This window comes from Pantoea sp. Cr_R13, assembly GCF_029222565.1.
In the GTDB taxonomy this organism is placed as follows: Bacteria; Pseudomonadota; Gammaproteobacteria; order Enterobacterales; family Enterobacteriaceae; genus Pantoea; species Pantoea eucalypti.
This window is the reverse complement of the sequence record NZ_JARHXL010000001.1, coordinates 72,519-90,423: the sequence shown is the minus strand read 5'-3', so window position 1 is coordinate 90,423 and position 17,905 is coordinate 72,519. Positions and strand designations below refer to the sequence as shown.

The window sequence follows — 17,905 nt, the reverse complement described above, 5'->3', positions numbered from 1 at the left end:
CCCTGTTCATATTATTGATGTTCCAGCGTACGCTGACCGCCGATTGCAATAGGGATACGTCGCGGTTTCTCACTCTCTGGTATTTCATGGAGCAGATCGATATTGAGCAATCCTTCCGCCAGGCTGGCTTCAGTCACTTTTATATGCTCAGGAATAGAAAAGCTCAGCTGGAAATCGTGCCGGGAAATGCCGCGATGTATCCAGCGGCCACTCTCTTTGTCGGCCTCATCGGATGCGTGCTGAGATGCTTGTTCTCTGTGCCCCGCGACTGAAAGCCGATCGCCACGTAACTCAATCTCCAGTTCATGCTCTTTCCAGCCCGGTACGCTAACGGTCAAAGCATAGCGGTTTTCCTCAACATGCTTAAGATCATAAGCAGGAACAGAGCTTACCGGACTGTCGCCAGTAAGCTGACTAAACAACTTATCGATGCGATTAAAGCGGTCTGAAAAAACTGAATCAGACAGGGAGGGGAAAACAGAAACGTGTTGTACTGACATAGTGATAATCTCCTGAACAGGTTCATCCAAAAGTTCATCTGACCGGTAACACACTTCCAGTCAACTTCCTAAATAGGGTTGTTCAGTCTGTTTTCAAGCCAGAAACTGGATTTTTTATTGTTATCATACAGCCGGTTATTGCAGGGAATAACACTAAGGGCGATAACACAGCGTCTATTTCTTACTCTGGGGTGAAAGAACGAAATGGGGATGGCGGCCAGCCAATAATAATAGCAACTCATATTCGCCCTGACTTAATAACGTTGGATTGCCTGCAGCTTCTTTGGTTTGCCAGACTCTCAGGCTAAGGTCAAAACGCTCAGCAGCACTCTGCTGCGACAGGCCGGCGGCAAGACGAAGTTCACGCACGTTACTCTGGACAACCACAGGCGACTGGGGGGGACGGTTAACCAAACAAAGACTCCTTCAACACGATGAAACGAAAACGCACAGCGCTTCGCGATTGACTGAGCGAAGCGATCTGAAAGCGGTGAGGACGACAAGACCAGAGAATAATTGACTATTTTGAATAAATGTCAAATTTTCAGACTTAAGATTCAGACATAAATTTTTTAAGCGAAGCGGCATACTTCAACTCATCGGCGATTTTTCTATTTCGTTAGAGTGCTTTATTCTTCCCGCCAGGAATTATCCTGTTATTTGCCTTAAGGTCCATTCAGGGATTAATCCGCTACCTCATTACACCTTTCTTCATCAGGATAGATGCTTAGCTTGAGAATTATGTTCAGGCTGCTTCATTGAAACCAGAGGAGGATAATAAATGAAAAATCCTATCCAGCGTCGCTCGCCTGACGATTTGTCACAGGTGGAAATTCGTGAACAGTGGCAAATCACTTACTGGACCCAGGAATTAGGAACAACACAGGAAAGGCTGACGCGCGCTATCCGGGAGGGGGGGCCGCAGACAGAACAGGTCCGGGACTGGCTTGAGCAAAATCCGCCGCCACGCCGTCCAAGATAATCCCAGAGGGCTAAAAGTTAAATAAATCCTGACTGATGCGCTGGTTTTCCGCCAGCCATGCGGTGGATTGACCTGCATCAGACAGAGTCATGCTGACAGGTCACATCTGCCGTTGAAGATCACATACAGGCTTTTGCTTAGTGTTTTTATGCGGTTACATGCCCTTCGACCCGCAAGTTGCCATTGCTCTGCATGTAAACGTTCTGCTTCGGTGTAAAATTGCCTTTTAAATAATATTAACCATCCTGAATGCTTATTCATCGCATAATGGCAGATAAACATTAGCCCTTCTTAAAATTACTTTTTATTTATAAAATGAAGAGGTTCAAATAGGCTTCTGCCTCTTCGATTAAATTTTCAAATCGTAAACACGCTTTTAATGCGTTAAAGAAAATATTAAGAGACACCCAGTGCATAGTCCCTTATCATTAAGTTGAAAATAAAAATCACACTCTATTTCCTGCCGCCCGAATCACATTTCGTTCCGGACAGTTTTCTTTTTTTCGCACTGTAATCAGCCGGTGCGGGGGTTCTACACACATGCTTAACAATCCAGACGGCGACAACGAGCGCCGAAGCCGCGCTTTACAGGCTCTGCGCGCCCCAGATGAAAGCCGCGACGAGGTTCTGCGGAAGTTTGTCCGGCTAGCCAGTCAGGCCCTGGGTATCCCGGGCAGCTTTATCTCGGTGCTGGATGATGAATTTCAAACAGTACGGGCATCACACAATTTTGATCTGCAACGCTCAACCCGCGCAGATTCACTCTGCCGCCACGTGGTTGACAGTGACAGTGCAGTTATTGTGCCTGATACGTATCATGACGCGCGTTTTGTCACCCATCCTCTGATTACCGGCTCGCCCTTTATTCGCTTTTATGCCGGTGTGCCACTGAAAACCCGCGACGGTATGATTCTGGGCACACTCTGTGTTACCGACACCCAGCCACAGGCATTTGCCAGTGAGCAAGTGACGATATTGACGTTGCTCTCCACACTGGTGATGTCATTCCTGGAAGCATGGCACTCGGCGGGTTTTACCGATCCGGTGACCGGACTGCCCAATCGTCAACGCCTGATACGGGATTTGCAGTATCTGGCCCTGGCTGGCGATACGACGCCACGCCGTCTGGTTCTGATTGACTGCATTGATATGTCACGCGCTTACGAACTGGCCCGAACCATGGGAATGACACCGGTCGAAAGTCTGCTAAAAGATATGGCTACCCTGTTGCCGCTGCGCCTGCGCCCGGCAGTTGGCGAGATGATCTATACAGTCGCAACGGGCCGGTTTGCTATCCTGACGCGAGCGGACAGCCGGCTCAGTGCTGCCTGGGTAGCCGGTCGTCTGGAGGGTATCAGCGCAGACATGGATGAAGGTCTGTCGGTCGCACTGACTCCCCATACTGGTGAAACGGGATTTGTTGCCGGTCATCTGCCAGCATCAGAAATATTACGTCGCGCGGTTAGTGCATTGAATGAAGCTGTTGGCCGTGGGCTGCCTTCTCAGTGCTTTAATATTGCATCGGAAACCCAGCGTTCAGAAGATTTCATGCTGATGACCGATCTTAAAAAGGCGTTACGTGAAAATACCGGGCTTTACATGGTCTATCAGCCGAAAATTTGTCTGCAAAGTGGTAAACCGGTGGGTCTGGAAGCACTTATCCGCTGGCAACATCCCAGCCGGGGAGAGCTCTCACCCGCTGCATTTATCCCGCTGGCTGAACAGACCGATCTACTCTCTGTGTTGACCCTCTGGATTATCGATCAAGCGGTCGAACGTCTCAGCAGGCTGCGTAATAACTGTATCCAGTTGCCCTTGACCATAAACGTTAGTGTGCGCGACTTTGCGCGTGAGGGATTCGCTTCAGCGCTGGAAAGCAAGATGCTGAAATTTAAACTTCCGACCTCTCTGCTGGGCATCGAATGTCTGGAGACCGAACGTATTCTCGAAAGCCCCACCGCTCTGCGCGGGCTGGAGATGCTAAGGGAACGAGGATTCAAAATTTCACTCGATGATTTTGGCGCCGGCTACAGTAACATCAGTTATCTGCGCCGTATGCCGCTGGATGTGATTAAGCTGGATCGCTCCCTGATCAGTGAACTGTCCTCAGATACCGCTTCACGCATCATTGCCCGTAGCATTATCGCGATGCTCAAAGAGCTGGATTATACCGTGGTAGCTGAAGGGGTAGAGTGTCCGGACGCGGTGTCATCCCTGACTGAGTATGGTTGCGATCAGGCTCAGGGGTATTTCTATTCAAAGCCGCTACGCGAAGAAGCTCTCGATCACTGGCTTCATTGGAAGCTACGTGGCGAGTGTCATTAAACTGACCTGAACGCGATCTGATATCAGATCGCGTTTCGCACATCTGGTCCTCTCAAACACCCTCACATTCATTCAAAATATTTGAATAATTTCAGCAAATATTAGCTATTTTAGTCCGGCATGATCTTGCCTATGATTCATTCCATGGAGGCAAAAAGCCTCTCTCTGAATGAAAATACCGAGGATATTGACCATGAAAACCATCAAAAATTTCGTTGCTTTTACCGCGCTACTGGTTTCTTTTGGTAGTTTTGCAGAGAGTGTTACCGCTACTGCTTCGACATTGGATGCTGCTGAAGCGAAAGTCGCGGCGCAGGCCAAAGATGCTGGCGCATCTTATAAAATTACCGGCGCACGCGTTGATAACCGTGCTTACATCTCTGCTGAGCTGATTAAATAACGTTTATCAGGTTATTACGACGAGGCTGCCATATGGCGGCCTTTTTTATTAAGTAGCAGGCATGCAGTCGTCTGTTCAGTATCCGTCTCTTTGATACCGTCAGCATTATTGAAGTCGCTCCATCAATTTGCCGTTACGCTTACTGCCATCTGCTCTGGTGCAGTCTGTGCGACACTGAATAAGTTGTGATGAAACATTTATTGAACAATGTTAGCGTGTCCACAACATTCATATAAAGCGGAGCTGCACTTGCTAACTACCATAATTTATCGCAGCCATATTTCTGATGATTTTCCGATCAGAGCCATTCCCGCGATGGTCGACAACGCCAACAGAATAAACACGGCTCACGACGTGACCGGCATTTTATTATTTAATGGTACCCATTTTTTTCAGCTGCTTGAAGGGCCGGAAGCTGGCATTCAGGCTGTCTATCAGCGAATTTGCGCCGATCGGCGACACCATAATGTAGTCGAGCTGATGCGCGATTATGCACCTTACCGCCGCTTTGGTAACGCAGGTATGGCGCTCTTTGACCTGCGTGAACACGATCGCTCATCACTGCTACAGGCTGTGCTGGATAAAGGGACGTCAAAATATCGCCTGACCTATGATGATCGGGCACTGCAATTCCTGCGCACGTTCGTAGAGTCACGTGAAAAAGAGAATTACTACGAAGTTCTCCCGCCAGGTTACTGGGAGTTTATTTCCGAACACAATGATGTACCTGACTCCCGTCCCGAGACAGAAGGCGTCAGTTTCCGTCCAGTGGTTGATCCCCTGGCTCGTCAGGTCACGGCCATTGAAGCAACCACACTGAGGCCTGCGCATGCTGATGACTCAACTGGGGACCAGCTTTATGCAAACGATCTGGAAACCGTTAAAGCGACATTTGCCCATGCAGGACTGGTCTGCCCGGACGGTATGACGCTTTACGTCAGCCTGTTACCGATGACACTGGTGGTGATACCTCAGGCTGTTGAGCAGATTGTAACCGCCATTCATCAGGCGGGACTGGTTCCTGAGCAGGTCGTTATCGGCGTGAGTGAAACCGCAGTTATCTCGCAGCTGGATGATTTCTCTGAGGCAGTACGCACGCTAAAAGCGGCTGGAATTAGTCTGTCCATCGACAATTTTGGTGACGGTTCCGCAGGATTATCATTACTGACTCACATTCAGCCCGACCGCATTCGCATAGATGCTGGTATCACTCGTGACGTCCATCGCAGTGGGCCAAAGCAGGCAGTCGTGCAGGCGATCATAAAATGCTGTTCAGCACTGGAGATCAATGTGATTGCCGCAGGGATCGTACAGGCTGAAGAGTGGATGTGGCTGGAGGCCGCAGGTGTGATTAATTTCCAGGGCACGCTGTTCGCTGCTGCAGGCCGCTACGAAGCCCAGTCTGTCGCCTGGCCCGAATATCGGGAAGCGATATAGGGCAAGCTGCCTGAACAGTATCAAGCGGTGCGCCCGGGTGCGGCCGCTTTGATAACTGTCCTTAAGAGAGTCATTCAGCGCTTTAACCTCCTCCCTCTGAACATGCCCTCCCCCACTCCCCTCCGTGTTGTGATATCGGGAAAAACGGCAACTTCTTACTGCAAATGTTGGTAAATCTCTGGTCTCACTATTCATTCTCGCTAAGATCTCAGAGCAACCACTGTAGTGAGAAAAGCTCCCCTTTTAACGCCTGCGTTGAGAAATCAGCGATAGCAGATCCTGATTTCGTATCAAAATCCATCAGCTAACCACTGTAGCGAGTAGACAAGCCACATGCAGATTTTCGGAAACCACTATAGCGAGTAAATGTAAAAAGCATACAGGGCAATTCAACCACTCTGGCGTCAGACACACCTCAACAGCACCAGTTCACGTCAGTCATGCCCTAACCACTGTAGAGAGTAAAAGACGAATCCCCTTCACAATAATGAAAGTTAACCCTTGATTGCATCAATTGTCGCAGTCTGCGGCCTTACAGAAGAGCTTTTAAGGATGCGATAAAGCATTTTGTCAGCGAAATTCTAATGGTGGGTATCTTCATTAACGGCTGTAACGAGTAACAATTTTGGGATAGGTGTAATTGAATCTTTTAGCAAAAACCTTATCTAGAGAGGCTTTAAATGATAGTAAACACTCACTTTAATTAGGGATCCATTGCCAGGCACAAAAGTCCCCGACAATAACAACCACTATGGAGAGTAAGCTAAACAATTCTGCTCCCAATTAACAACCACTGTAGCGAGAACATTTCATTATTGCTCGTTGTTATCTGAGCATTAACTGGCCGTTTTTACGAAAAATTAGCCTGATAACCATTATAGCGAGTAAAGCCTGAGCGCATCGAAGAGGGAAATCAGAAGATTAAGCAGAAATCAGGAGGGACTAACCACTGTAGCGAGTAACATAAAAACTTAAATTTTATCCCGGTAGCGCATCTGGTCACTCTAACCCAGCGATCTCAGGCCTGAAGCAGACGTAGTAACCACTGTAGCGAGTGAATAACAGGCCATTTTTTGGTTATCTGGCTTTAACAGACAGATCCCTACACAGTGAGTAACCACTGTAGCGAGCATGAAAAGCACCAGACTCAATTCAGAAAAAGAGTAAATGACAAGTGAGGGTGCTGGCAGCGACGCTAGTAAGACAAGATATCTGTTGTTAATCACTGTTCACTAACCACTGTAGCGAGTAGCAGTACTCGCTACAGTGGTTACCGACTTTTAAAGAAGCCTATCCCTGCAAAATGGCGAGAGCGACACAGCGAATCTGTCACAGCTTCTTCTGCTTTCTGATTTTGTTGAGTAATTCTTTTTCCTCACGAGACACCATGACCAGTTCACTGTTCTCTTCTTCGATCATCGGTTCAGGCAAGCTGACATCAATTACGCCGGGGTCTAGTTCAAGATCGTCGAAGTCGTCGATCTCATCATCGATCAGATCAGAGTTGCTGAGTGGCAGTTCGGCCGGACGCAGCTTAGGATGACGATAATGCACCCAAAAGTAGACTGACGAGCCCCGCCGTGTTTCGGTGTAATCAAGATAACCAATCTCTTTTAACTGCTCCATGGCCTTTCTGACAGTCGCATTCTGAGTAATCACGCGTGACGTCAGGTTTAGTCTGGCACGCAGACGCGCCATTGATATCGGGGCAGGCTTAGGAGGAAGGCTTTCAATGAAGGTGTAGAGTGCCTGAGCGGATTCTTTGCGGGCCAGCTCATTGATAGCTTTCAGCTGCAGCAAAACCTTTCTGTCGAACTGATACAACTCAAAGATTTTGGGGTCAGCCTGCAGCGTTACCGTATCTTTCTTGATGCTGTATTTAGCCGACTGCACCAGATGCGTCGTGTAGTTTTCTCCGCCTTTACTGGTAAAGGTCAGGGTATTCGATGCGATACGCGTCAAGGACGCGTCCAGGCGGCTCCTGAGCTTCGAGGAGAGTCGTACCGAAGGTATGCCACAGAGTTTTGCGAATTCAACGAAAGAGAGCGTTACAGTGTCTCCCAGACACTCATGCGTGGCGAATGCACGAATGATCCCGACCCAGGTTTTAAAATCATTATCCATATCCAACCGGGCACCCAGAATCTTAATGTTGTCATAGCCTTCTGACCTGACCAGGGATAACTGCTTAAGATCCTGTGTCACATCCATGGCATTCATCTGATTTTTCTGACTGCGCGCCGTAGATTTGAGCGTCGGAACAAATAAGCCGAGTCGCATCAGCGCTACCGGCTGCACAGTGTTGTTACTGTTAGGGGTAAGAGTAACAACTTCACCTGTGCGTTTGTCTGTTTCGCTAAACGCATCGGCTATGTTCAGGATATCTGGTTCTTTTCTTGGCATTAGGAAGATCCGTGATGTGAACAGGCGAAAGCCGCTGTTACTCGATACAGTGGATACTATCACTCACTACAGCGGTTAATCTACTCACCATAGTGGTTATTTCTCTCGATACAGTGGTTGTTCTACTCGCTATAGTGGTTAGTTACCTTACTTCAACTCAGGCGTACCGAGGCCTGGAGCGCGTTGGGGATCTTTAGGGAACTTATTAGGATCTTATGAGGATCTGTTATTGGATCTATTCAGTGGATAACCCGGTAAAAAGAGGTTAACAGAACGGATAATTTGCCCTGCCCTCGACATGCAGCACTCGCTCTCATCGCACAGGGTCAGTGAAGCGACAGTAATGCCCTCTCAAAAGGGTTATACACACAATAAAAAGTCATTTACTCGCTACAGTGGTTGTTCAGTACTCGCCAGCGCGGTTGCTTTCCTCGCTACAGTGGTTATTTCACTCGCTATAGTGGTTATTCTTCTCGCTATAGTGGTTACTGACACCCTTCAAAGCCTTGTGCCACAAGCCCTCAGACGTTTTGGGGATCTGTTTAGGATCTCAATTTGATCTATTAAGGATCGACCAATTGGATCTGGCCTGTGAATAATGAGGATAAAACAGAGAAAACATGGCAGAAGCAGCATGCCAGATGGATCTGATGTTTAAGACAGGCATTGGATTGTAATCAGCCGTCAGGTTTGGTTTAGCAGAGGATTTAACATGTAAGCCCTTTGAAAAGAGCATAAGCAGCAAGACCGTGAAAGAAACCCTGATAACCACATTTTAAATAGGGATTTGATGCAGATGGAGCATTTGTCGTACTGTCCATGCTCTAAAGAGTTACCACCCTAAAGAAAATCACCTAAAATTATGATAAATAAGGAATTATTATAATTTTTTCATGATGAAAATACCATAACCAAATTCCCCTTATAATTTTCTGATTCAATATCTTATGTTGACTAACTGAGAAAGCTAAGTCTGGTTTACAGCAGCGTTCAAAAAGGAGCTGAACAGAAATTTAAACTACTAAAAGCAACCGGAAACTCATATTTTTAAAAGTCGAAGATTGTCAGATATGGAAGAAATGTTGTGCTGCCTCGTTTTTGAGTAAGTGAAGGTTCTCCTCAGAAAGAGAAACTGAGAGATAGGTAACGGAGTTGAATACAATATTGAAACGACGATGATATATATCGGTAATCACTAAATCGTCAAAATGTTCGGTTAAGATTTGATGCCTGCTTTATAAGTATGAGCCCTGCCCCGGTCTGAAACGGATACGGGAAGATCAGTGAATTCACAAAATTCATCAACCGGCATAACGACTGGATATGTTGTTCAAACGAAGCCTGAGTAAGTAACAGAGTGTTTGTCAGATTTAAAATACCCTAAAGCTTCAGTGAAGCCTGGCAATCCAGAGTATGAAAAAATCATCACACATGATGATTTAAGGAGAGTAAAAATTTCACATCTAAGCGATGGAAATTGAAATGGCACCACCCTTAGTCGACTCACCTTACTTGCAAGTACTGTTGATAAAATTAAGAAGTTGAAGCAATGATAAAAAAACTAAAATCAAAGTGCGAGCTTATCTACAACATGTTGCAGCGTATTTTCTCACCATTCAATTTCTCTTTTATGTTGATGATTTATAAGATATTTATTTAAATTTTCATGCTGAAAATACCATGGAAAACATATGAAATTTATAGCTCATTGCACAATAAACAGAATGGTATGCTGTAATACAAAGAGGTGAAAAGACAGTTGGAAACGCCCTTAAGCCTCTTTAAAGAGGTAATCCTGAAACATCGAATTCATTCGTTTCAGCGAGAGAAACCGTAAATTTAACCCACCCTCTTCATAACTCTCCCATCCATCTCATCGTCATCTTAATGTCGATAATAAAAAATCCAGGTTTTTGTCATTTTTCTAAAAAATTGGCAGGTTTAGCCTTTTTGTGTAGTATGCAAAAAACAGTAAAGCAGAGGGGCTTATGAAGCGCGATTATGGTGGAGTGCTGGAAATGGCGACCAGAGCCAATTCCATGTTACATGGACTGAGTAGCCACATTGAACAACAACGTCAGGAGTTCAATCAGACCGGTTTTTACCAGACTTTCTCACGTAATGCCGTCGCCAATATGCCATTACTGAGTAAGCACGCTGTTGTTGCTGCCATTGGTGATATGGAAGAAGCAGGTTATCAGTTTGGTAAGAAACAAACCGGCAGTACCTCGCAATACGCACTGACCATTCAGAACGTTGTCGACATCTATGAGCACCGTAAAGTCCCAAAATATCGCGATCGCCATGATGGCCCCTTCGTCGTCTTTGTTGTAAGTCTCAAGGGCGGTGTTTCTAAAACAGTCAGTACTGTCACACTGGCCCACGGTATGCGCGCTCATCCTTCTATGTTGCATAATGACCTGCGCATTCTGGTTATTGACCTGGATCCACAAGCATCAAGCACAATGTTCCTGAGTCACACTAATAGTGTAGGCTCCGTTCTTGAGACCGCAGCGCAGGCCATGCTGAACGACCTGGATGCCGAGCAGCTTCGCGAACAGTTTATTAAGCCAACTGTCATGCCGGGAGTGGATGTGATCCCCGCCTCAATAGACGATGGTTTCGTTGCCAGTGACTGGGAAGAGTTGGTTGCTGAACATCTGCCAGGCGTTGCACCGTCCGAAGTATTGCGCCGCAACGTGATTGATCGTCTGGCCGGTGATTATGATTTCATCTTTCTCGATACCGGTCCTCACCTTGATTCGTTCATGTTGAATGCTATTGCGGCCAGTGACGTGCTGCTGACACCGACGCCGCCGGCACAGGTCGATTTCCATTCAACGATGAAGTATCTGACTCGCCTGCCAGAAATGCTGGAACGTATTGAGTCAGAAGGCATTGAGCCGCGTCTTAAAGCGAATATTGGCTTTATGTCGAAAATGACGTCAAAACACGATCACCTGACCTCTCAAAGTTATGCTCGTGAAGTGTTTACCAAATCAATGCTGGACTGCAGCCTGCCAAGACTGGACGGATTTGAACGCTGCGGTGAATCCTTTGATACCGTCATTAGTGCCAATCCCTCATCTTATCCAGGCAGTGCGGACGCTTTGCGCAAAGCTAAATATGAAGCCGAACAGTTCTCCAGGGCTGTGTTTGACCGCATCGAATATATCAGGAGCACCTTGTGAGCAAACCTATACAGCGCATTGGCCGGAAATTTGGTGATTCAGCTATCGCGAACATGATCGACAGTAGCAGTCAGTCACGCACCTTTACGCTGAAATCGGGTGCGAAGGCAACTTTTGTTCGCCAGCTCATCCTGCATGATGATATTGAGACCAGAACAACGGTTGATCCCCAAATCAACGGTCGTGACCAGAGCACACTGACACCGGAATCGCTGCAGGAGATCACCCGTACCATTACGTTGCAGCAGTTTTTCCCGGCGATTGGTCGCATCAACGGTGATCAGATTGAGATCATGGATGGTTCACGCCGCCGCGCTGCATGTATTCTTTCGGGGGCAAGCCTGGAGGTACTGGTCACCGCTGATGAACTGAGCATCAGTGATGCGCGTCAACTGGCCGCTGATATACAGACCGCTAAAGAGCATAACCTGCGCGAATTAGGGTTACGCTTTATGCTGATGAACGAAAATGGCATGAGCAAATCCGAGATTGCCAAAGCAGAAGGTATCTCTAATGCCAAGGTCACTCGTGCGTTCCAGGCAGCAGCTGTGCCTGCTGAGTTCATTGGACTCTTCCCGGTCGTCTCTGAGCTGACGCTTCAGGATTACCAGTTGCTGCTTGATGTCTGGGAGGAGGCTAAAGCGGAAGCGGTTGAGGTCTCTGCGCTGGTCAGCGAGATTAAGCAAAAGCTGCATGAAGATGATCTCCTGCGAATCACCAACCCGGATGATAAGAAGAGCGCTATCCTGAATGGCTTCAAAAGCGCGCGTCGTCAGTTAAAGAAACCGGCGCCCGTCAGCAAAACTGTGACGGAGAAACTGGCAACATTTACCACGGCTAATACCTATGCACGACGCAAAACCAATGATGAGAAGCGGACCGTGCAATATGAATTCAGTCGTCTGCCAAAAGAGATCGCTGAGCAAATTGACGCATCAATAAGAAAGATTCTTTCTACATTGAATTAATCGTCACCATTTATCGCCTCCGAAACCGGCCACTGCGCCGGTTTTTTTATCTGCTATCCACCGACATGCAGACCTGCCTTATCCGCATTTTCCTCTTCGCCTGAAGAAATGTTCTGTACGACGCGCCTCATTTCAGCAGTATTACGCTTGATCCTGGTACAGTTTAACGCTATAGCTAAAACGGTTTAGCTTTTAAATCCAATCACAGGAGTTGTCTATGTCTGTTCGCGTATGGTGTCTCGGGGATGCCGTGGTCGATTTGCTACCCGAAAAGCCGGGCCATCTGATGCAGTGTCCGGGTGGAGCACCGGCTAATGTCGCCGTTGGCATTGCACGTCTGCAGGGAAACAGTGCTTTTATTGGCCGGGTTGGCGCTGATCCTTTTGGTGAATTTATGCGGCAGACGCTCAGAGAGGAGAACGTTGATACTCGCTACATGATCGCTGATTCACAGCACCGCACGTCAACGGTGGTAATCGGGCTGGATGAGCAGGGCGAACGCTCTTTTACCTTTATGGTGCGCCCAAGCGCCGATCTGTTTCTTGAACCGTCGGACCTGCCTGAGTTCCAGCGCGGTGAATGGTTGCACTGCTGTTCGATCGCCTTAGCAGCTGAGCCATCACGCACCGCCACGCTTACCGCCATGAAGCACATTCGTGCTGCAGGCGGCCATGTCAGCTTTGATTTAAATCTGCGTGAAGACCTCTGGTCCGATCCGGCACTGCTGCATGCTGTGGTGAACGAGGCGCTCAGTCATACCGACGTGGTTAAATTCTCAGACGAGGAACTGGATTTCCTCTGTCCGGGACAGGAACCAGCTGTCAGCATGCCGCAGCTGGCCAAACGATTCGGTATTCGCTTATTACTGGTGACGCGGGGCAGGGAAGGGGTGATCGCCTGCTATAAGGGCGAGATAACTCACCATGCGACGACGCCCGTGGACAGCGTCGACACCACGGGTGCAGGTGATGCCTTCGTGGCAGGATTACTCTGGGTTCTGGCGACGTCAGGTCTGCCTGCCGATGAATCAAAGCTGTCCATTTGTCTTGCTACAGCACAACGTTGTGGCGCCCTGGCAACCACCGCGAAAGGTGCCATGACAGCGCTTCCCTGGCTCCACCAACTGGACAATCTGGCCGGCTAATCGTTCCTGACGCCCCTGTTTTGGGAGCTATCTCACAATCACTAAACCGGTTTAGCTATTTTCATTGCAGAGGGAAATTACCCGTGGCTATGATTTGCGCCTAAACCGGTTTAGCAAAAATGCCGGTGATGATAGCCTCTCCTCAGGGAATAAAAAAATGAAAAAAAGCACGTTAGCAGTCGCCCTCTCTTTAATATTCTTTTCTACATCAGTCTGGGCCGATTCCAGCATGAGCAGCATTGAGGCACGCCTTGCGGCGATGGAGCGACGACTTCAGGCAGCCGAGCATCGAGCGAATGTTGCTGAAACCCGCGCCCAGGTCGCCGAAAAGCAGGCACAGGTGGCTGAGAAGCAGGCTCAACAGTTGGCAGCCATACAGCAGCAGACCCAGACTTCCACCGCCGAGGTTGCTCAGCGCACCGCGAAGCTGGAACAAAAATCTGCCGATGAAGGTGGCTTTGAGTTCCACGGTTACGCCCGTTCCGGATTGCTGATGAACAGCTCAGCCACTAAAACGCAGGGTGGCCCGACACTCACTCCTGCTGGCGAAACCGGCGGTCACGTTGGACGTCTCGGTAATGAGCCGGATACGTACGTTGAGCTCAACCTCGAACATAAGCAGACGCTGGATAATGGTGCTACCACCCGTTTCAAAGCCATGCTGGCTGACGGGCAGCGCACTTACAACGACTGGACAGCATCCAGCAGCGATCTCAACCTGCGTCAGGCATTTGTCGAGCTTGGGCAACTTCCTACTTTCAGCGGTGCGTTTGATAACTCCACCGTGTGGGCCGGTAAGCGTTTTGACCGTGATAACTTTGATATCCATTGGATCGACTCTGATGTTGTGTTTCTTGCAGGTACCGGTGCCGGCATTTACGACATGAAGTGGAGCGATCAGACGCGTAGCAACATTTCGCTGTACGGTCGTACCTTTGGCGACATCGAAAACAATGAAAATACGGCGCAGAACTACATACTGACGCTGAATAACTTTGTCGGCCCGGTGCAGATGATGCTCAGTGGTATGCGGGCGAAAGATAACGACGATCGCCGTGATATCGACGGACTCAGAGTCAAAGGCGATGCGGCCGAAACCGGCGTACATGCGTTGCTGGGCCTGCATAACGACAGCTTCTATGGGCTGACAGAGGGCACATCCAAAACGGCACTGCTCTATGGCCATGGCCTGGGCGCAGAGGTGAAGTCAATTGGGTCTGACGGCGCACTGTTGCCAGAAGCGAACACCTGGCGGCTGGCGAGTTACGGCATCACCCCGCTGGGCGGTGGCTGGCACATTGCGCCTGCCGTACTGGCACAGCGCAGTGACGATCGGTACGTCAAAGGTGACAGCTATGATTGGGCGACAGTTAACCTGCGTCTGATTCAGGAAATCACCCAGAATTTTGAGATGCAGTATGAAGGCTCTTATCAGTACATGGATCTGCGTCCGGAAGGTTACAACAACCGTAACGCGGTCAGCGGCAGCTTTACCAAACTCACTATTGCGCCAACCCTGAAAGCCGGTGATGTCGGTGACTTCCTTAAGCGTCCGGAAATTCGTCTGTTTGCAACCTGGATGAACTGGGATCATCGGCTCGATAACTATGCCAGTGACGACGCGTTCGGCAGCAAGGGCTTTGATGCCGGTGGCGAATGGAACTTCGGTGTACAAATGGAAACCTGGTTCTGACCGGATGGCCCCGGAGACCGGGGCCTCAACGCCATACGGATAAAAACAAAACAAGACTGAGGTGTATATGGACTATGTAAAAATATCGCGGGCCTTACTGCCGCTGCTGGGTGGTAAAGAGAACATCGCCAGCGCAGCACACTGTGCAACCCGACTGCGTCTGGTGCTGGCGGATGATGAAAAGGCGGACACTACCGCGATCGGCCGGATTGAGGGGGTTAAAGGCTGCTTCCGTAATGCGGGACAGCTTCAGGTTATCTTTGGGACTGGCGTAGTAAACAAGGTTTACGCTGCCTTTATCGCCGAGGCGGGTATCAGCGAATCGAGCAAGTCTGAGGCTGCTGATATTGCCGCACGCAAGCTTAACCCTTTCCAGCGCATCGCCCGACTGCTGTCGAACATCTTTGTGCCGATCATTCCGGCGATTGTGGCGTCAGGTCTGCTGATGGGCCTGCTGGGGATGGTCAAAACCTACGGCTGGGTCAATCCGGAAAATGCACTCTACATCATGCTGGATATGTGCAGCTCGGCGGCCTTTATTATTCTGCCGATACTGATTGGCTTTACGGCAGCGCGTGAGTTTGGCGGTAACCCATTTCTGGGCGCAACGCTGGGTGGCATTCTGACCCACCCGGCGCTGACCAACGCCTGGGGCGTGGCAGCCGGTTTCCACACGATGAACTTCTTCGGCATTGAAGTCGCGATGATTGGCTATCAGGGCACGGTGTTCCCGGTACTGCTGGCGGTGTGGTTCATGAGCATGCTCGAAAAACAGCTTCGTCGGGTAATACCGGATGCGCTGGATTTGATCCTGACCCCGTTTCTGACAGTGATTATCTCCGGATTCATTGCGCTACTGATTATTGGTCCTGCGGGCCGTATGCTGGGTGATGGCATCTCCTTTGTCCTCAGCACGCTGATTGCGCACGCCGGATGGCTGGCCGGGCTGGTATTTGGTGGGCTTTACTCGGTGATTGTCATCACCGGCGTCCATCATAGCTTCCACGCCATTGAAGCGGGACTACTGGGCAATCCTTCAATCGGCGTGAATTTCCTGCTGCCCATCTGGGCGATGGCGAACGTGGCTCAGGGCGGTGCCTGTCTGGCAGTGTGGTTCAAAACCCGTGATGCGAAGATCAAGGCGATTTCGTTGCCCTCCGCGTTTTCTGCATTACTGGGGATCACCGAAGCGGCCATTTTTGGTATCAACCTGCGATTTATGAAACCCTTTATCGCTGGACTGGTGGGCGGTGCGCTGGGCGGTGCCTGGGTCGTGTCGGTTCACGTTTATATGACCGCGGTCGGGCTGACCGGACTACCGGGCATGGCGATTGTCCAGGCTGGTTCTCTGCTGAATTATGTCATCGGCATCGCAATCGCCTTTACCACCGCGTTTGTGATTTCATACCTGCTCAAATACAAAACGGATTCCGAATAATGGCCTCATCAACACGTCTCGCCACTATTCTGCAGGCGGTGATGCAGGGTATGCCAAAGGCGCTGGGCGACAGCCATTACCCAGGCTGGCATCTGGCTCCGGTAACCGGGTTACTGAACGATCCTAATGGATTCATCCATTTTGACGGTGACTACCATCTTTTCTACCAGTGGAACGCGCTCGGCTGTGCGCATCAGCACAAATGCTGGGGGCACTGGCGTTCAGCCGATCTGCTGCATTGGGAGCATCAGCCCATCGCCCTGATGCCGGATGAGGAGTATGACCGCAGCGGCTGCTACTCTGGCAGCGCGGTAGACGATAACGGTCAGCTGACGCTGATCTATACAGGCAACGTGAAGTTTGATGATGGTTCGCGAACGGCGTGGCAGTGTCTGGCGCAGCAGAACAGTGAGGGGGGGTTTGACAAGCTCGGCCCGGTTATTGCTGTGCCTGAAGGGTATACCGGTCACGTTCGCGATCCCAAAGTATGGCGCCATGAAGATTACTGGTACATGGTGCTGGCCGCGCAGACTACCCAGTTACAGGGCAGGGTATTGCTGTTGCGTTCTGACAATCTGCGGGAGTGGCAGAATCTCGGCGAGATTGCGGGAAGCGAACGGGGTGGTCTGGACGCGGCAGGCTATATGTGGGAGTGCCCGGATATGTTCACGCTCGGCGACAGCACCTATCTGATTTGCTGTCCTCAGGGCGTAGTACCCGAAGAGAAGCGCTATCTGAACAGTCACGCCTGCGCCTGGCTGAGTGGTTCGCTTGATTATCAGCAACCTCTATATCAACACGGTCCGCTTAACGAAATGGATGCAGGGTTTGAATTTTATGCCCCGCAAACTACGTTGACCGCTGACGGGAGACGTCTGCTGGTGGGCTGGATGGGGACGCCGGACGGTGAAGAGATGGCTCAGCCAACCGTGACACAGGGCTGGATCCACCAGATGACCTGTGTGCGCGAACTGAGCTCACGCAATGGGCGGCTCTGTCAGCAGCCAGTGGTGGAACTGCAGGCGTTGCGGGAGAAAGAGCAGCACTATAAGGGGCGTGCAGATGATGCGCCACCTATGGGCGCAGAGCGGCTGGAGCTGGAGCTGGAGAGTCGGGGCGACGTTGAACTCAATTTTGCGAATACGCTGATCCTGACATGGCAACAGAATGAACTGCGGCTTGCCCGTCGCAGCCTGGTAACGGGTGAGTGGACATATCGCTACTGGACCGGAGTCGCTAGTCGGTTACAGATCCTGTGTGATCACTCCAGTGTTGAGATTTTCATTAACGATGGGGAAGGGGTGATGAGTAGCCGCTATTTTCCAGACCATCCTGCGTTGCTAACCCTGCACGGGCACGCAGAACTGCAGGTCCGCTACTGGTCGTTACGCCGCTGCATGGTAGAATAAGTACTTGTTTCACTA

The 17,905-nt window shown here is 49.7% G+C and carries 13 protein-coding genes; 10 read left to right on the top strand and 3 right to left on the bottom strand.

The window, feature by feature from the left end:
* Positions 1-11 precede the first annotated feature (11 nt).
* Positions 12-500: an Hsp20 family protein gene (locus tag P2R09_RS00380; RefSeq protein ID WP_275766042.1), complete on the bottom strand. Its 489-nt coding sequence runs from the start codon at positions 498-500 to the stop codon at positions 12-14.
* 174 nt (positions 501-674) lie between these two features.
* Entirely contained in the window at positions 675-914 is a 240-nt protein-coding gene (locus tag P2R09_RS00375; protein WP_008926786.1) for a hypothetical protein, read from the bottom strand.
* Between the two features lie 367 nt (positions 915-1,281).
* On the opposite strand from P2R09_RS00375, the gene P2R09_RS00370 reads away from it, so the two are divergent.
* The 4 genes from P2R09_RS00370 to P2R09_RS00355 all read left to right on the top strand — a co-directional run bounded on the left by P2R09_RS00370 (position 1,282) and on the right by P2R09_RS00355 (position 5,644).
* Positions 1,282-1,482: a DUF3606 domain-containing protein gene (locus tag P2R09_RS00370; protein WP_275765914.1), complete on the top strand. Its 201-nt coding sequence runs from the start codon at positions 1,282-1,284 to the stop codon at positions 1,480-1,482.
* Positions 1,483-2,022: 540 nt separating this feature from the next.
* On the top strand, positions 2,023-3,807 hold the full coding sequence (locus tag P2R09_RS00365; protein WP_275765911.1) for a GGDEF domain-containing phosphodiesterase: 1,785 nt from the start codon (positions 2,023-2,025) through the stop codon (positions 3,805-3,807).
* A gap of 193 nt (positions 3,808-4,000) precedes the next feature.
* Positions 4,001-4,207, top strand: coding sequence for a YdgH/BhsA/McbA-like domain containing protein (locus P2R09_RS00360; RefSeq protein ID WP_275765909.1), 207 nt, complete (start codon positions 4,001-4,003; stop codon positions 4,205-4,207).
* A gap of 249 nt (positions 4,208-4,456) precedes the next feature.
* The gene (locus tag P2R09_RS00355; protein WP_275765906.1) at positions 4,457-5,644 is read left to right on the top strand and encodes a diguanylate phosphodiesterase; all 1,188 of its coding nucleotides are present in this window, start codon (positions 4,457-4,459) and stop codon (positions 5,642-5,644) included.
* A 1,329-nt stretch (positions 5,645-6,973) separates the two neighbouring features.
* Here P2R09_RS00355 and P2R09_RS00350 read toward each other — a convergent pair.
* Entirely contained in the window at positions 6,974-8,047 is a 1,074-nt protein-coding gene (locus tag P2R09_RS00350) for a RepB family plasmid replication initiator protein (RefSeq protein WP_275765903.1), read from the bottom strand.
* Between the two features lie 1,988 nt (positions 8,048-10,035).
* Here P2R09_RS00350 and P2R09_RS00345 point away from each other — a divergent pair.
* The 6 genes from P2R09_RS00345 to P2R09_RS00320 all read left to right on the top strand — a co-directional run bounded on the left by P2R09_RS00345 (position 10,036) and on the right by P2R09_RS00320 (position 17,890).
* Positions 10,036-11,238, top strand: coding sequence for an AAA family ATPase (locus tag P2R09_RS00345; protein ID WP_275765900.1), 1,203 nt, complete (start codon positions 10,036-10,038; stop codon positions 11,236-11,238).
* A complete protein-coding gene (locus P2R09_RS00340) occupies positions 11,235-12,206 on the top strand; it encodes a ParB family protein (RefSeq protein ID WP_275765897.1) in 972 nt (323 codons plus the stop codon). Before P2R09_RS00345 ends, P2R09_RS00340 begins: the two co-directional genes overlap by 4 nt.
* A gap of 217 nt (positions 12,207-12,423) precedes the next feature.
* Positions 12,424-13,350 (top strand): aminoimidazole riboside kinase, encoded by a 927-nt coding sequence (locus P2R09_RS00335; protein ID WP_275765894.1) that lies wholly within the window; start codon positions 12,424-12,426, stop codon positions 13,348-13,350.
* Positions 13,351-13,507: 157 nt separating this feature from the next.
* Positions 13,508-15,043: a carbohydrate porin gene (locus P2R09_RS00330; protein ID WP_275765891.1), complete on the top strand. Its 1,536-nt coding sequence runs from the start codon at positions 13,508-13,510 to the stop codon at positions 15,041-15,043.
* 67 nt (positions 15,044-15,110) lie between these two features.
* Positions 15,111-16,481, top strand: a complete 1,371-nt coding sequence (locus tag P2R09_RS00325; protein WP_003850636.1) for a sucrose-specific PTS transporter subunit IIBC — start codon at positions 15,111-15,113, stop codon at positions 16,479-16,481.
* Positions 16,481-17,890: a sucrose-6-phosphate hydrolase gene (locus P2R09_RS00320; protein WP_275765888.1), complete on the top strand. Its 1,410-nt coding sequence runs from the start codon at positions 16,481-16,483 to the stop codon at positions 17,888-17,890. The genes P2R09_RS00325 and P2R09_RS00320 overlap by 1 nt, the downstream gene beginning before the upstream one ends.
* Positions 17,891-17,905: the final 15 nt, after the last annotated feature.

Excerpts from the sequence above, each read along its gene's own strand:
- P2R09_RS00360 (WP_275765909.1), top strand. The coding sequence starts at position 4,001 with ATGAAAACCATCAAAAATTTCGTTGCTTTTACCGCGCTACTGGTTTCT.
- P2R09_RS00365 (WP_275765911.1), top strand. The coding sequence starts at position 2,023 with ATGCTTAACAATCCAGACGGCGACAACGAGCGCCGAAGCCGCGCTTTA.
- P2R09_RS00330 (WP_275765891.1), top strand. The coding sequence starts at position 13,508 with ATGAAAAAAAGCACGTTAGCAGTCGCCCTCTCTTTAATATTCTTTTCT.
- P2R09_RS00380 (WP_275766042.1), bottom strand. The coding sequence starts at position 500 with ATGTCAGTACAACACGTTTCTGTTTTCCCCTCCCTGTCTGATTCAGTT.
- P2R09_RS00370 (WP_275765914.1), top strand. The coding sequence starts at position 1,282 with ATGAAAAATCCTATCCAGCGTCGCTCGCCTGACGATTTGTCACAGGTG.
- P2R09_RS00335 (WP_275765894.1), top strand. The coding sequence starts at position 12,424 with ATGTCTGTTCGCGTATGGTGTCTCGGGGATGCCGTGGTCGATTTGCTA.
- P2R09_RS00320 (WP_275765888.1), top strand. The coding sequence starts at position 16,481 with ATGGCCTCATCAACACGTCTCGCCACTATTCTGCAGGCGGTGATGCAG.
- P2R09_RS00350 (WP_275765903.1), bottom strand. The coding sequence starts at position 8,047 with ATGCCAAGAAAAGAACCAGATATCCTGAACATAGCCGATGCGTTTAGC.
- P2R09_RS00325 (WP_003850636.1), top strand. The coding sequence starts at position 15,111 with ATGGACTATGTAAAAATATCGCGGGCCTTACTGCCGCTGCTGGGTGGT.
- P2R09_RS00345 (WP_275765900.1), top strand. The coding sequence starts at position 10,036 with ATGAAGCGCGATTATGGTGGAGTGCTGGAAATGGCGACCAGAGCCAAT.